Source organism: Paraburkholderia sp. BCC1884 (assembly GCF_900996225.1).
In the GTDB taxonomy this organism is placed as follows: Bacteria; Pseudomonadota; Gammaproteobacteria; order Burkholderiales; family Burkholderiaceae; genus Paraburkholderia.
On sequence record NZ_CAAJGL010000123.1, the window covers coordinates 259,810 to 274,680 of the forward strand.

Sequence of the window (14,871 nt, forward strand, 5' to 3'; positions counted from 1 at the left end):
ATTGTAATCACGGATTCGTAGCGGTTGCCAGGTCGAACTGGAATATTGCCCCTTGCGGTTCGTTCGCGAAAACACGCAGCGTGCTGCCATGCGCTTCGACAATCGAATGGCAGATCGATAACCCCATTCCCATACCGGTCGTCTTCGTGGTGAAGAAGGGCTCGAATAGATGCTCCACGTTGTCGGCTTCGATTCCCGGCCCCGTATCCTTGACTGCGATACGTAGATGGTCGTCAGCGGCCGAACACGTAACAATGGTCAATGTACGGGTATCGGCGCTGTTCCCGCTCATGGCTTCAATAGCATTGACCATCAGATTCATGATGACCTGCTGCAGTTGCACACGATCCCCTTCCACATGGGGCAGGCCCGTTGCGAGATCCACGTTGATCGAGACATGATGTTTGGATGCTTCGCCGCGCCCAAGCTCGACGACCTCGCGGATCACATCGTTGATCACCAGCCGCTCGCGCTGCGCAGGTGTCTTCTTGACGAGGGCGCGTATGCGCCGGATCACATCGTTCGCCCGCATACCGTTTTTGACGACGCGCGCAAGCGCGGCTCTCACCTCGTCGAAATTCGGCGGCTGCGCGTCCAGCCAATGTGTGGCTGCCTGCGCGTTGAACACCGCGGATGCGACGGGCTGCCTGATTTCATGGCTGATGGATGCCGTCAGCTGCCCAAGCGTCGCTATCCGGTTGGCATGGGTGAGTTCGATCTCGATCTCATGGATGCGACGCTCACTCTCGCGCGCGGTCGCTTCGGCCTGCTTCCGCTCAGAGAGATCCACGACGAAAGCCACCATCTGGTCTCCCGTGCTGCCGAACGTTGCCGCCCCCAGCAATACCGCGACGCGGCTTCCGTCTGCCCGGATATATTCCTTCTCGAGCCCCTGCAGCGTGCCGTTTCTGCGCAGATCGGCGATCGCGTGCAGGTCCTGATCGTGCCATTCGACAGGCGTGATCTCCATGCAATTGACCCGACCGGCCGCGAGGTCCTCGCGGCTGTAGCCGATCATGCGCAGAAAGGCGTCGTTGGCCTCGTAAATCGGCCCCTGCATGTCCCATATGAATACGCCGACGATATTCGCATCCACGAGCCGCCGGATTCTTGCTTCCCGTTCGGCGAGGTCACGATAGAGATACGAGTTCTCAAGCGCGATCGCCGCCTGCGACGCAAGTAGCTTGAGCACTGCCACCCGGCTCTCCGTAAAGACGTGAGACGCCAAACTATTCTCAAGATACAGCAGCGCAATCGGCTTGCCCTGATGCAGGAGCGGCATGCACGCCACGGAATTCGTACGAGACCGGCGCAGGTAGTCGTCCGTGCCGAATTCGGGTTGTCGCGAAGCATCGTTCAGAATCACGTTTTCACCCGTGCGCAGCGAATAGTGAATGACCGACAGCGCCAGGTTGTCGGGTCGCAACGGTGTCCTTTCCAGATTGACCGTGATGACACCGTCCGCCGTGACCGCTTCCGCTTCGATCCGCAACGTCGTTTCTTTAGTGGCGATCAACAGACCACGCTCTGCACCGGCGTGCTCGATGGCCGTGCGCATGAGCGTGTGAATGAGCTTGTCCAGAACGATCTCGCGCGATATCGCCTGCGATACCTTGAGCACCGTTGCGAGGTCCAGATGCTCGACAGATGCTTCGATACCGCTCGCGGCAGCCTGGTTGTCGCTCTGCTGGGACAATTGGCGATGCCGGTCGTCCATGTGCCGAAGCTTGCCTTTCGCCCCCCACCTCACATAGGCATGCCGGGCATTTCTCAGGTACATGTCGGCAATTTCGGTAAGTCGGCGCGACGCGTAGAAACGTGAGGCAACCTCGCAGGCGATGGCCTCATTGTGGACAAATCCGTTCGCGCGTGCCGACTGCACAGCTAGCTCATAGAGCCGTTCAGCCTCGACAATGTTCCCTTCGATACGTGAGATTTCGGCACTCACCAGCGCAGCGCGGTTGACGAAATTCTCAGGACAGTGAGATGCCCAGATCTCCAGTTGCTCGCGGTGCGCAATCAGCGCATTCGCATGAAACAGACGACCTGCTTCATTGGCATCGTGCCAGCAGGCAGCGTGGCTGAGCGCTCCGTAAAAGTGAAACTCCGCCGTTTCGAATTGAGACGTTGCGACCCACAGCACGCGCTCGGCCCTCGCTTTCGCGTCCAGCGCTTCAGCGAACTCCTCTGCGAGATATCGGGCCTGTAACTTACGCACCCAATAATCGAACTCGGGCAACGCCAGCGTGGATGAACTGGCCAGGTGCGACTCGAAAGCATGTTCATTGAACTGGTCGTCGTCGAACGAGCCAAATCGCGGCGTCAAACCCAGCAGCGTGCGCACCAGGCCGCGATACGTCCCGAGCATGTCGCTGACAAGGCCAAATCCGATCCGGTCCGAGATCGCCACGGCCTTGTCGACTTCTATCTGCACGTCACCGAGCGAGTCGCCCACGGAGAAGAAGTTTTGAATCAGATCGCAACACGTGTACAGCGTGTACGTAAGGTCTCCGCATGCATTCGCAATATCGAAGGCGCGCCGAATCGGCTCGCGTCCTTCGAGGACGTGCCTTGACCATGGCACCACGATATTGCCAAAGGAGGTATAGGTGCGGGCTTTGAACCGCGTCAGCCCTCCGTGTTCGACGAGACCATAGCCGAGGCGGCCGAATCGATAGCCCATCTCATACTGGGCAAACACGGGCCCCGCATAGGTGGCAAACCAAACGTAGGCATAGCACGACGCATCGCAGTTCCCGTACTCGAGGCTCAAATTCACCATCCGGCACAATACCAACGCGCACAGATTCTGATCCGTGAAAAACGCGGGTGTCACGATCTCCGTCAACACGTCGAGCGTATCCAGTACATTGGGATCGCTCATCAAAGGCAGATCGATCAGGTCTTCAATCTGACGCTTTCCAAGTAGCGAACCAATGCGGTGGTACTCGTTGTGAACCGCCTGCCTGTCCGGGTGCGCCGACCACTGCGTCCCGCTGCGCCGCAGATAATCGAGGCAAATTTCCACGCTGCGCTGGCTTTGGTCCAGCGTCGTGTAAAGCGTGATACGCAGCCGCGTGACCAACGCGATGTGATGATTCGTCCTTGCACGCTGATCGAGTTCGGAAAGGCGCCCCTCCGCCGACTGCATCCGCGCGCTCAGCACCTCGCATTCGGCAAGCAGGTATTCGAGCGAAAAGATCAGTTCGTAGTTGCGCGTCCAATCGTCGTCGCTCAGCAGCGAGCGGCCCACGGCGAGATACGTTAGCGCCGAGGCATAGGCTGTCGAAGCTTTCGCGCGCTTGCCGGCCAGCAGATTCAATGCGGCAACCTGATCGCGTTCCGCACGCGTGATGACGAGGTGCGCGGCACGATTGAACTGGCTGACGATATCGAAGACAGACTCCTCCCTATGCTCAAGCGGCGTTTTTTTAAGGAGAAGCCTGGCCATCTGCAAATGCATATCGGCACGATCGCCCTCGGCGATGAGCGTATAGGCCGCCTCCTGCACCCGGTCATGAAGGAATCGATAGGCACTATCCGTACTGAGAACGAGGCCGGCGCGAACTGCGTGTGAAAGCGCATCGCGCACGCTCTCCCATGGCTGCTCGCAGATCATTTCGAGGAGCCGTGGCGTGGACGAGTTTCCAATGCAGGCGAACCGCTGCAATACAAGCTGCGTGACAAGAGGTAATCGACTTAGCTTGCCGATTACCAATTCGATCACGTTCTCCGTGTAGCCCTTGGCGTGAATACGATTGACGTCCCATGACCAACGTCCCGCAGCGTGGTCGAACGAGAGCAATCCCTCGTCGACGAGCGAGGAGAGAAACTGAAGAGCGAAAAACGGATTACCGCCCGTTTTCTGATGCAGGATGCGGGTCAGCGGCACGGCCCTGGTCGGTGCGCACTGGAGCGCGTCGGTGACGAGCCGCTCCAGATGCTCGCTGGCAAGCGGCTCCAGCACAATTTCCTGCATGGGAACGCCGGACGCCCGGATGCTCCCCAGCGTGCCGTACAGCGGGTGAGCGGTGTCTACCTCGTTGTTCCGGTATGCGCCGATCACCAGCAGATGACGCAGATCGCCGTGAACGAACAGGTCCTCCAGAAAGTCGAGCGTCGCTGTGTCGAGCCATTGCAAATCATCGAGAAACAGCGTGAGCGGATGCTCGGCGCGCGCAAAGACGGCAATGAAGCGCCGGAGAACCAGATGGAATCGACGCTGCGCGTCTTGTGGAGGCAAAGCGGGGACCGGCGGTTGATCGCCGAGCATCATCGCCAACTCGGGAACGAGGTCGACGATCAGAAGGCCATTTGGACCCAATGCCTCGTGAAATGCCTCACGCCAGGGAGCGAGGTCGATCTCGCTCCGGGTCAGCAGCAAACGGACCCCCGCCTGAAAAGCATTGGCCAGCGTCGAATAGGGGATGTCACGCTTGAACTGATCGAACTTGCCCGCCAGAAAGAGACCGCCGCGTGGCAGCAGCGCTTTCTGCAGTTCGTTGGCAACCGCGGATTTGCCAATACCCGAATATCCCGCGATGAGCACCAGTCCGCCCGGTTCGCCCCGTGTGACGCGATCGAACGCGGCGAGAAGCCGACTCAGTTCGACGTTGCGGCCATAGAGTTTCTCGGGGATGAGAAGGCGGTCGGAAACATCGCTCTGAGCGAGCGGGAAGTCGCTGATGAGCCCCTTGGAGTCCCATTGTGCCAGGCATCGTCGAAGATCGTGGGCCACGCCCGCAGCGCTCTGATAACGGTCCTCGGCGGTCTTTGCCAGCAACTTCATGACAATCGCGGAGATGGCCGGCGCAAGCGTCGGCATCCACTCCAACGGGGCGGGTGGCTGCCTTGCAATGTGACAGTGCACGAGTTCCATTGGATCGGTTGCGCTAAACGGCAACCGACCGGTCAACATCCGATAGAAGACGACGCCGAGCGAATACAGGTCGCTGCGCAAATCGATAGAACGGTTCATCCGACCGGTCTGCTCGGGCGCCATGTAAGCGAGTGTGCCCGCAATGAGTTCCGGCGGTTCGGGCGCCTGTCTTTCGCGCTGTGCCAACGAGGCGATGCCGAATCCGGTCAGGCGTGCGGCACCGCTCGTTCCGTTGACCAGAATGTGAGTTGGATTGATGTCTCGATGGATAAGACCACGCGCGTGAATTTTGCCGAGCGCGGACGCAATGGTTATCGCAAAGCGTAAAAACACGATGGAATCGAACGGCATCGGAAATGCTTCGAGCGGTTCGCCCTCGCAATGCTCCAGCACGAGCAATGTCTGCCCGTGCTCCTGCAGCAACTCCACGGGACGTACCGCAGAGGTGCAGTTCAACGTGTCCGCGAGTGCATATTCATGCGCGAGACGATCGACGATTTCAACTCGCGGATGAAGTTGAGCAGGCCGCACGATCAAGACGGGAATGAAGATGCCATCTTCGGTTTGCCGTCGTCCCCGGCAAACGACGTACGCGCCATCTTCCCACGCGACCCCGAGAGGTTCGACAGTCGCTGCGTCGAGGGGCGAGGTCAACAGATTCAAAAGAAAACTCCCTGAAGGAAGTCCGCCAGATGACAGCCGGCGTGTTGGCCTCAGAAACAGCCGCCGGCCAGGCCCGTTCTTCGGAACGTACCGAAAGCCACATCAACCGACGGAGAATCTGTTTGGTATTTGCGAGAGTGCTTCACTATCGCGGCCATGTCCCGCGCATAACATGAAGTTACCCTGCCGCAACGCGATGTGCAACCGGCGCAACATGCGTTGCTAACCGGCCTGACTGACTGAAGGATAATTGAAAGAAAAAGACTTTTGATACGCGGTGCTAACGTTGCGTCAGGTCGGCCCCGGCGAGCAATTGAGATTCACGGAGGATGCCGCACAATTGCACGGCGAACAAGCGATCATCGCGCCAACCGGCACTAGCCAGGGTTGGTCAGCCAAGTACCTGGCGAGACAGCGCGGACGGCGCTGAAGTGCCCAGTACTCCGGAAGCTACGCCGCTGCGTTGTCCTTATCCATGAAGAATGCCGATCTTTTATGGTTGAGCGCGTCCCCCTCTTCGGAGAATCGCCTATGACAATCATCGCTGCGACGACCTGGCTCCTTATTTTCCGCCCCGAGCAACGGCGGCGCCTCCTCTATCTCGTTCAACACTCTCTTCGCCGCACGCTGCGCCGGCGAAGAAAGCGTCTGCAATTCCTTAACGAGTGAATCGGTCGCACTCTCAAGTTCACTATCGACCACAAATTCTGTTGCGATACCCCAATCGTAGGCCTGTGCTCCCCGGATATACCGTGAGCGCATCACAATATCCTTCGCACGCCCGACCCCCACCATGGTCCTTAACAGTCGAGCGGGCCCGGCAAGCGACGCTTCCGCTTGGGCCGGCAGCGCGTAGAGCGTCGTTTCGGTGACGATCCGGAAATCGCAAGCCAGCGCGAGTTCGAAGCCCGCACCGAAGCAGTAGCCGCGATTCGCGCTGATGACCGGCTTGCTGCAACGCGATGGCGCGCTCAGCGTCCACGCTAACCTCGACAGTTGCCTCGGCGACGTCTCCACCCATTCCTCGACGTCCGACCCTCTCGAGAAATGCTCCCCCGCCGCGCGCACCACGATCACCTGGATCGTCGAATCTTTGTCTAGCATGTCGAACACTGCGGATAACTGCTCGCGCTGGATCATGGAAATCAGATTGAACGATGGCCGATCAAGGACGATGTCCGCCCGCGCCGCTTCCGCGTTGACTTCGACGCGGAACCCATCGAGATCCGGCTGCATTTTTTGGACCGGGAAGATACGGTTTGCCATGGATATTTCGCCTTGGAGCGGTACGAAGTGGGAGGCACCTGTGCGAGACGGCAGGCTCGACGTCCGCTTCATCCGCCCCGTGTTGTCATCCGCGATCTGCTCGGCTTGCGAACTCACGCATACAGATGCGTAGCCGGGCGAGGTGGATGGTCAGTCTCGTTGAGAACCGCTTTCTGACCTGACCGGTTAAATTGGGCGGGAGAAGGTCGACGTATCCGCCAGAAAACGCTCTGCGGACTGGAGCGCCTCTGGCGCACGCAGCCTGACCCGATTCGCTAATTGATAATGTCCCACGCGCGAAGGCAATCGCCAACTTAAGCGCGGTAAAGAATGGTAAAGGCTGCGTTCAGAACAGCGCGATATGGGAAGTGTCGATTCTCAAGGAGCCGTCGTATCGCCCTTGGCACTAACATTTTCGGGCACCGCGTTCACCTCGGCGCCGCCTCCGAGGTCTTTCATCAGCAAAACCCACGCGTCGACCCGCTGGGCTCGTGTCACCGCGAGATCCCGCTCCTGTTGCAACATGACTTTCTGGGCGACCAGAACGTCAAGGTACTCAGTGATGCCGCCGCGATAGCCGAGATTGGCGAGATCGTACGAACGTTTCGACGAATGCAGCGCGGCCTCGTCCACCCGTTGCTGGGCTTGGAGCGACTCCAGCAAGGTGGCCTGCTGTGCAACGGCTTGCATGGCCGACAGGACGGTTTCGTTGTACCTCAGCACGGCGTCATCGTATTCAGCAGTCGCGACGCCATAGTTTCCGCGCCGGCGTTGCGCATCGAAAATGGGTAAGGAGCCCGCCAGGCCGACACTATGGCCAACTGCGTCACTGTTCAGGAAATTGAAAAAGCCGCCGAACGGCGTGAGCGACTGGAGCGATGCGCTCGCCACCAGGTTGATGTTCGGGTAGAAATCCGCGTGGACGGCTTCGACCTTCTTCGCCGCCGCCGCCGCCCGCCAACGTTGCGCAACCACATCCGCACGATGGCCGATGATTTCCGCAGGCAACGAACTCGGCAAGGGTACGCCCACGTCGGGCGGCAACGCCGGCCGCTTCAACGTATCGGCAAAGCCGGGATCCGCGCCCGCGAGGTTGGCAAGTTGCAACTGGGCAATCGCGATATTGGAGCGGGTACGAAGAATGTCCGACACGCCTGACTCGTATTGCGTCCGCGCCTGGCTCGCATCGATATCGCCGCTGATACCGGCAGTGCGACGCATCTTAGCGATGTCGGCGTTGCGCCGCTCTTCGTCGTTGATCGACTGGTAGATGTCCAGAAGCATGTACTGCAGCGCCAGCTCCGAGTAAGTCCGGGCCACGGCCACCTGAAGTTCGACCTTTGCAAACTGTTCGTCCGCCACCGCCGCCTGGACGCTGTCCAGCGCGCCTTGCTCGTTCGCGCGATTCTTTCCCCACAGATCCAGATCGTAGGACAGCGTGATCGCGGCGGAATTGTTCCAAACCGTCGTTCCGCCGGGTGGAGACGGCGTTGCATATCGTGGGAATCGCGTGCGTGCCAGCGCCGCGTCGCCATCCACGTTCGGCAGCTCATCCGCGCGAATGGCGCGAGCTTGCCAGATGGCCGCCGTGACGCGGGAGCGAACGATCGCGAGTGTCGGGCTGCCCGCCACCGCGCGCGCCATCAACCTGTCGAGTTGCGGGTCGTGCCACGCTTGCCACCAGTCGCTGGTCGGCCAGTTGGCGTCGTTGGCGGCGGCCCGCAAGGTTTTTCCCGGTTCGAGCCTGGCGGGATCGATGAAGGAAGCCTCCGGCTTGATGCCCGCACCATTGATGCAACCGCACAGCAGCGCCGACGCCACCCATGCGATGACCCACTGTCCGCGTCTGCCTGAGGGACGTTGAAGTGGCTTAATCATGGCGTGACCGCGTTCTCTGTCGATACAGCGGGCAACCGGTCTTGCAACGCCGCCAGCGTCGAATAGAGGCGCGCGCGCATCTGGAATATGGTTCGGCTGTCGTTCAACGGCAGTTGCTCGCTACGCGTTCTGAGAATGCTTAAACTCTGCTGGGTCGCATCGAGCGCCGCCTGAATGTTGGCAGCGTCCGCGTTCTGCGCGACGGTCTCCATGGCCTTGAGCCAGATGCGCCGCATGTCGCCCCATGCCTGGGGTAATGCGTCCGATTGCGACGCGCACAGCGATCGCATCTGTATCAGGGTGCTGGCGATCCAGAGTTGGCCAAATGCCCATTCCGTAGTCTGCTCGCGATAGGCCGTCGTCACGTTGGGAACGGTCACGATATGCACGATCAGATCGCGGATCGTCACGCCCATCTGTTCTGAGTCTTCGGAGTCGATATCGCCGCTCGCCGCGTCTTCCAGAAGTTCATGAATACGCGCCGTGTATTGTCTTGCCAGCAACTCGCCTTCCCGCGGGATGACCAGAGAGAACGCCACAGCCGACACCGCAATGCCGATGAGCAAAGCAAAGCTGCGATCCAGCAGATACGGCGGGTCGTAAACCGCGACGTTCGTCGGGCTCAGCACGTAGCCGAAATACACGTTGAAAATGGCGCCCAGACCCGTGTATTTTGGGAAACTGTTGATATAGGTCCCGAAAAATATGACGATGCCGATGCATATCGCGAAGAGCGAGATGTCACCCAATCTCGGCATCACGAAGAAGTTGAGGCCGCAACCGATGAGCATCGCGAAGAAACATCCCGTGACGGCTTGCCAACTCGATTTTACGGGGGTGGGGGTGATCGAAAAAAAGCCGCTCGTAATGCCCGCAGAGACGACCGCGTTGTAACCGTTCGTCCATCCAGAAGCAATCCAGACAGCGCCGACGATTCCCACTGCCGTCGTGGCGCGCAGGCCGGACAGAATCGCCGCCGTGCCGCTTGCCCGGATCGGCGCACTGCGCATGAACGCGATGGCCTGCACGATCGGCTGGGTGAAATGCACTGTCGGCGGCTCCAGAACGACCATGCAGGCGTCGCAGAATTGCCGAAGCGATGAAACGGCCACGAACACCTCGGCCCCCACCGTTTCAAGGATGCGGGCGTTCGCTGCGTCGTGCGACTCCTCGTCGAGCACCTGATGGTCCACGTAGACCGGTAACGCTTCTTCCAGAATGCGCAGCCGGCTATGCAGATGTTCCAGACCACCCTGCGTTTGTAAAGCGTCTGGATCCACGTCCGCCGTCACTGCCACCAGCTTGCCGAAGAGCTCGTCGATCTTCCCTCGTATTTTTATGTCGACACCCGTGGTGTGTTGCCTTGCGCGATAGACCGCATGAATGCGCGTAATGACATCCAGGAACGTTCGATCGAGCGTCAGCAGCGAATCGTTGCGCAAGCGCATCTCCGGTTCCTCGAACACGGCAGCGGTACGCAAGGCCTCAATCGATACGCTTTCCTGAATGAGCTTCATGTAGCTCTCGATCTGTTCGTTCGAGGGCTCGCCCTGGGCCGCTTCGCGGAGCGCCGGCAACAGCGCCGCCAGCGCCGAGTCGCGCCACTTCACCAACGCCGGCACGACTTTTTGCGGGAACACGAGCGCACTGACCAGGCTGCCAGTGGCGACCCCAATGACGACTTCGCTCACGACGTAAATGATATTGGTCGTGACATCGTAAGGATTTGGCCATTCGGGCACGGTCGTGATGCAGGCGACGTATCCCGAAAGCACGAATCCATAAGACTGGAAATTCTTGTAGTAAGACGAGCCGGCAACGCAGAAGCCGACCCACACCGACAAGCCGGCGAGGAACAAAACCGGTTGCTGTGCAAAATTACTGATGAGCAGGAATCCAACAATGCTTCCGCAGCAGAAGCCCAGCACACGATAGAACGCACGGCCAATCGTCATGCCGCTTTGCTGGGGGATCATCACGATGGCTGCGGAAACCATCGCCGTACCCGGCGTACGCAATTCAAGCCGCATGCAGATCAACATGCTGACGATCACCGCCAGGGCGGTCTTGAACGCGTGAAGGACGCGCGGATATTCGTCTTTGCGATAGACAACCAGTTCTTTACGGAGATCATCCAGGATCGCAATCATGTCCACTCGACCTCGATCATCCACTGTTCGCAAGGGTTGCCGTTATGGTTCGTTTGCCTGATCGACCCGCACTCATCTTACAGAGAACACGATCGGCGCTCTTTCGACAACGCATGGTAAATTGCGGGCGCAAATGATTTCGCGCGCACGTGCGATCACGAAAGACGGCGTGAGCCGCCGGCAAGACAATACGCGGGCGGGCCAGTCCCACACGACGTCCGGCAGGTACAAACGAGACCAGTCATATCAACCCACCTCTGGCACCCCACATGGATTCTTTCCGCTCGCGCATGGTCTGTAACGAAGTCCATGTGGCGCCGAATTCATTCCGTTTCTATCGCACACGCCTGCATCGGCTTTCCGCTGTTTTGTAATCACCGCCGCACGCGCGAACGGGCTTTGCTACCCTGTTCCAGGGACGATAGGGGTAAGTTCGCAAAACGGTCTGTTGCTTCAGTCAACAATCGACCGCCAAAGCGAGCGACAGTACGGCATGGACGGGGAAGAAGTGCGTACGTTGCAACATCCGGTGATTCAACGCTCTAACTCTCGACGATCGGCGTAAACTCAAGCCATTCCGAGTCGACCGCACGTTCAAAAAAACGTGTGGAGCAAAAATGATCGAAGCTAACAATTGGACGAGGCAATCAAATTTGCGCCTCCGATGCGATTGGCACGACGGTGGGTACTTTTTTGAAGTGCCGCGCAGATAAGTGGTCACGCAGGCATTGCGCTAGCTGATTGTCAAACACCTGGGAAACGGCACCATGTCGAGTCATCAAGAAGAGGCTAACAATAAGGTTCCCGTTACCTTCTCGAAGGCGTTGTCGCGTGAGGTCGTAATCGATTGTGTGATCGAGACAATCATGCGGATGATGCTGTTGAGCGCAGGCGCGACGGCTGGGCAATTGATGCTCTCGGAGTCGGGCCGGCTTCGCGTACTGGCGCGCGCAGAATCGAAACCGGACATCGCGGTAGCGTTCGGGGCCGCCATCCAGGGGGCGCCGTTTGTTTCCACGATCACGCAGGCGGTCGCGCGTTCCGGTCACGCGGTGACACTCGACACGGCGGCCGAAGCCGCTCAAATGTTCGCCTCACCCGAGCCTTGCAACCCTCTTCCGAGTTCGGTGTTCTGTCTTCCCCTGCTTATCAAGCACCGTCTCGTTGCGGTCCTATATCTGGAAAACGATCACACCGAAAAGGCATTCCCGGCAGACAAACGCGCGCCGATCGAACTACTCGCCTCGCAAATGGCGCTGGCGATTGAAAACGCGTGCTTGAGCCAAATACTTCATGATGAAGATCGGCAACGCTACGTGACTGAAAGGCAGTCGAGCGACCTTCAGTTCGAGTTGACCCAGGCATCCAGGATCACGGCAATCGGCGAACTCGTTTCATCGATCATCCATGAAATGAGCCAACCCCTGAGTGCGATCGATGCGTCGTCAGGTGCTGCGCTTAGATGGCTGCAGCGCGACGCGCCGGACGTCGACGAAGCGACGGTCAGTCTCGAGAAAGTTCGAACCTGCACCGTGCGGGCAAAAGCGATCATCGACCGCCTTCGAGAATTGAACCGGCAATCGCAGATCCCGTTCAAGTCTTTCGACATCAATGCGGCTGTTCGTGAAGTGATTTTGGTGTCGCGTGCACGCATCGATAAACTGGGCGTCAACATCGCCTACGAGGACGCAAGCGTTGAGCACCCCGTATTCGGGAACCGCGTGCAGGTCCAACAGGTTATCGAAAATCTTATCGCTAACGCACTCGAAGCGATGGCCGACACCACCGACCGTGCGCGCGTCATTCAGATCTCGTCCGCCCATTCGGACTCCGGCGTCGTCATCTCTGTCTCGGACTCGGGTCCCGGCATCGCACCCGGCTGGGAGGACAGCGTATTCCGGCCTTTTACCACCACGAAACCCCAGGCCATGGGAATGGGATTGTCGATCTGCAAACGCATCGTCGAGGCGCACGGGGGCACCATGTGGATCGAAAAAATCGATCCACATGGATTACGCTTTTCGTTCACATTGGAAGCAACTTAAAAAGAATCGGCAACGGTTCTTAACCAGAAAGATAACGACCATCACGTAAGCCGGCGCTCACCACCCCAGTAGCTTTGTTTTCTGAACGAACTCGGCCAGTGTTTCCACTCCGAGGCGTTTCATGCCTTCACCCCGATATATTTTCACTGTGATTTCGCTTACGCCCAATTCATCCGCGATCTGTTGCACGAGCATACCGTTCGCGACTTGATGCATAACCTGCTTTTGCCGTGGCGTAAGTTCGAGCCAGCGCTTCTGGAAATCCTGAAGCGCCGACGCGTCGGCCAATCGCGTTCGGTCCTGGTCGACTGCTTCCGCGATCGCGTCGAGCACGTCCTGATCGCGTAGTGGCTTGGTCAGAAAATCGACTGCACCGGCTTTCATTGCTTTCACAGTCATGACGATGTCGCCATGTCCCGTGATGAAGATGACCGGATGGGAAATTCCGTGCCGCGACAGTTCCTGTTGCACCATGAGACCACTCAGGCCTTTCAGGCGAACGTCGAGCACGATGCATGCGGGCCCTTCCCGGACGGGACCATCCTTCAAGGCATCGATTAGCGCTTCACCGTGAGAAAACACGTTCGCGTTCAGACCCGCTGACTTCAACAGTTGGTGTAGCGAGTCGCGCACATCTTCATCATCGTCCACGACGAAAACTGTCGGCACCTCAGTGCTTCGCAGTCCAGTAAGTTTGCCGCTCACCGTTCTATCCTGTGTAAGGGATCACTTGTACTATAGGTGCGCGCCGTTGCTATGGCTAATTTGTTTAGCATACAGCGGCATGGTGAAAAACAGGTGAAGGATTTAATCTGACCAATCCATCCCGCTCACCTGTGAGGACTATTTTCTTCGTAGGATATAAGGCGGCTTGCGGGAGTTCGACGAAGCTTGCATCGTCGCTTTTCAAATAGCGGGATCTTTGAAAGATAATGGAAGACAGCAGGCGGCGCTTCTATTTTCAATAATCACAGATCGATAATTCGTACGATGCTTTCGGCAGTCCCTGCCTCCCCGTCTCGGGCGTCATCCGGCATCCGGCTATGGACGCCGCGTCGAAGCGCGCGGTTTGACGTCGAGTACCTGCGCCTGACGCACCAGTTCGACCACCGAGCGCGCAGCCATCTTGCGCATGACCTGGCCGCGATGAAGCTTGATGGTGATTTCGCTTACGTGCATTTCGTCAGCGATCTGTTTGTTCAACAGCCCGGCCAAAACGAACTCCAGTACGTCGCGCTCCTTGGGCGTCAGCGATCCATACCGGCTGCGCAGATCGGCGGTAGACGATTCGAACGATAATCGCTCGGCGTCTCGCCGCAGCGCCTGGGTGACCGCATCGAGCATGTCCTGCTCGCGGAACGGCTTGGAGAAGAAATCCATTGCACCCGCCTTCATGGCCTTCACCGACATCTCGACGTCGGGATAGCCGGTGATGAAGAGGATCGGGATGTGCGGCGCAATTTTCACGATCGCCTGCTGGAACGCGAGCCCGTTTTCGCCGCGCAGCCTCACATCGAGGATCAGGCAGCTTGGGATGTTGTCCCGTTTGGAATCGACGAACTCGAGCGGCGAACTGAAGACCTCCACGCGGTGCCCCACCGAGCGCAGAAGGCTGCCGAGGGACTGTCTTACGTCTTCGTCATCGTCGACGATGTAGACCACCGAGGCCAACAGTGCGCCGTCGCTACTGCCGGGCGCCAAACTCATCGTAGTTGTCATCCGACTTCCCCTCAGCCAGGTCATGGTCGTAGGAGCGGCCCGAGCCCTGCTCGGCGCGCTCCTGGGCAGGTTCGCCATACGAACATACCAGTTAAATAACGGACGGCGCCCCTATCGCATGCGTTGCGGTGACGCTCAGGGTGTCAGTCTACTTTTCGTCCTGCCGGTTCGAATAGACTCTGGGGCTATTTTTATACCATTGTATGGTTATCGCCGCACACCCGACTGGTTATTCTGAGTAAAAGGTATCAAACAGCCCGCACTGCAATCG

General features: G+C 58.7%; 7 protein-coding genes. 1 reads left to right on the forward strand and 6 read right to left on the reverse strand.

The genetic code is table 11. The annotated features are described in order from the left end of the window. Window positions 1-7 precede the first annotated feature (7 nt). The 4 genes from FQ705_RS28775 to FQ705_RS28790 form a co-directional block, all read right to left on the reverse strand. On the reverse strand, window positions 8-5,542 hold the full coding sequence (locus FQ705_RS28775) for an ATP-binding sensor histidine kinase (protein ID WP_260854650.1): 5,535 nt from the start codon (window positions 5,540-5,542) through the stop codon (window positions 8-10). Window positions 5,543-5,992: 450 nt separating this feature from the next. Further along, window positions 5,993-6,808, reverse strand: a complete 816-nt coding sequence (locus tag FQ705_RS28780) for an enoyl-CoA hydratase/isomerase family protein (RefSeq protein ID WP_144147290.1) — start codon at window positions 6,806-6,808, stop codon at window positions 5,993-5,995. A 378-nt stretch (window positions 6,809-7,186) separates the two neighbouring features. Further along, window positions 7,187-8,686, reverse strand: coding sequence for an efflux transporter outer membrane subunit (locus FQ705_RS28785; RefSeq protein WP_144147293.1), 1,500 nt, complete (start codon window positions 8,684-8,686; stop codon window positions 7,187-7,189). Beyond that, window positions 8,683-10,836, reverse strand: a complete 2,154-nt coding sequence (locus FQ705_RS28790; RefSeq protein ID WP_144147296.1) for an FUSC family protein — start codon at window positions 10,834-10,836, stop codon at window positions 8,683-8,685. The genes FQ705_RS28785 and FQ705_RS28790 overlap by 4 nt, the downstream gene beginning before the upstream one ends. A gap of 767 nt (window positions 10,837-11,603) precedes the next feature. Here FQ705_RS28790 and FQ705_RS28795 point away from each other — a divergent pair. Next, complete coding sequence (locus FQ705_RS28795; RefSeq protein ID WP_144147299.1) at window positions 11,604-12,881, forward strand: ATP-binding protein; 1,278 nt, start codon at window positions 11,604-11,606, stop codon at window positions 12,879-12,881. 57 nt (window positions 12,882-12,938) lie between these two features. Here the strand turns inward: FQ705_RS28795 and FQ705_RS28800 are convergent, their stop codons facing one another. Together FQ705_RS28800 and FQ705_RS28805 are read right to left on the reverse strand one after the other, a co-directional pair. Further along, entirely contained in the window at window positions 12,939-13,586 is a 648-nt protein-coding gene (locus tag FQ705_RS28800; RefSeq protein ID WP_144147302.1) for a response regulator transcription factor, read from the reverse strand. A 336-nt stretch (window positions 13,587-13,922) separates the two neighbouring features. Next, complete coding sequence (locus tag FQ705_RS28805) at window positions 13,923-14,600, reverse strand: response regulator transcription factor (protein ID WP_409934747.1); 678 nt, start codon at window positions 14,598-14,600, stop codon at window positions 13,923-13,925. Between the last annotated feature and the right edge of the window lie 271 nt (window positions 14,601-14,871).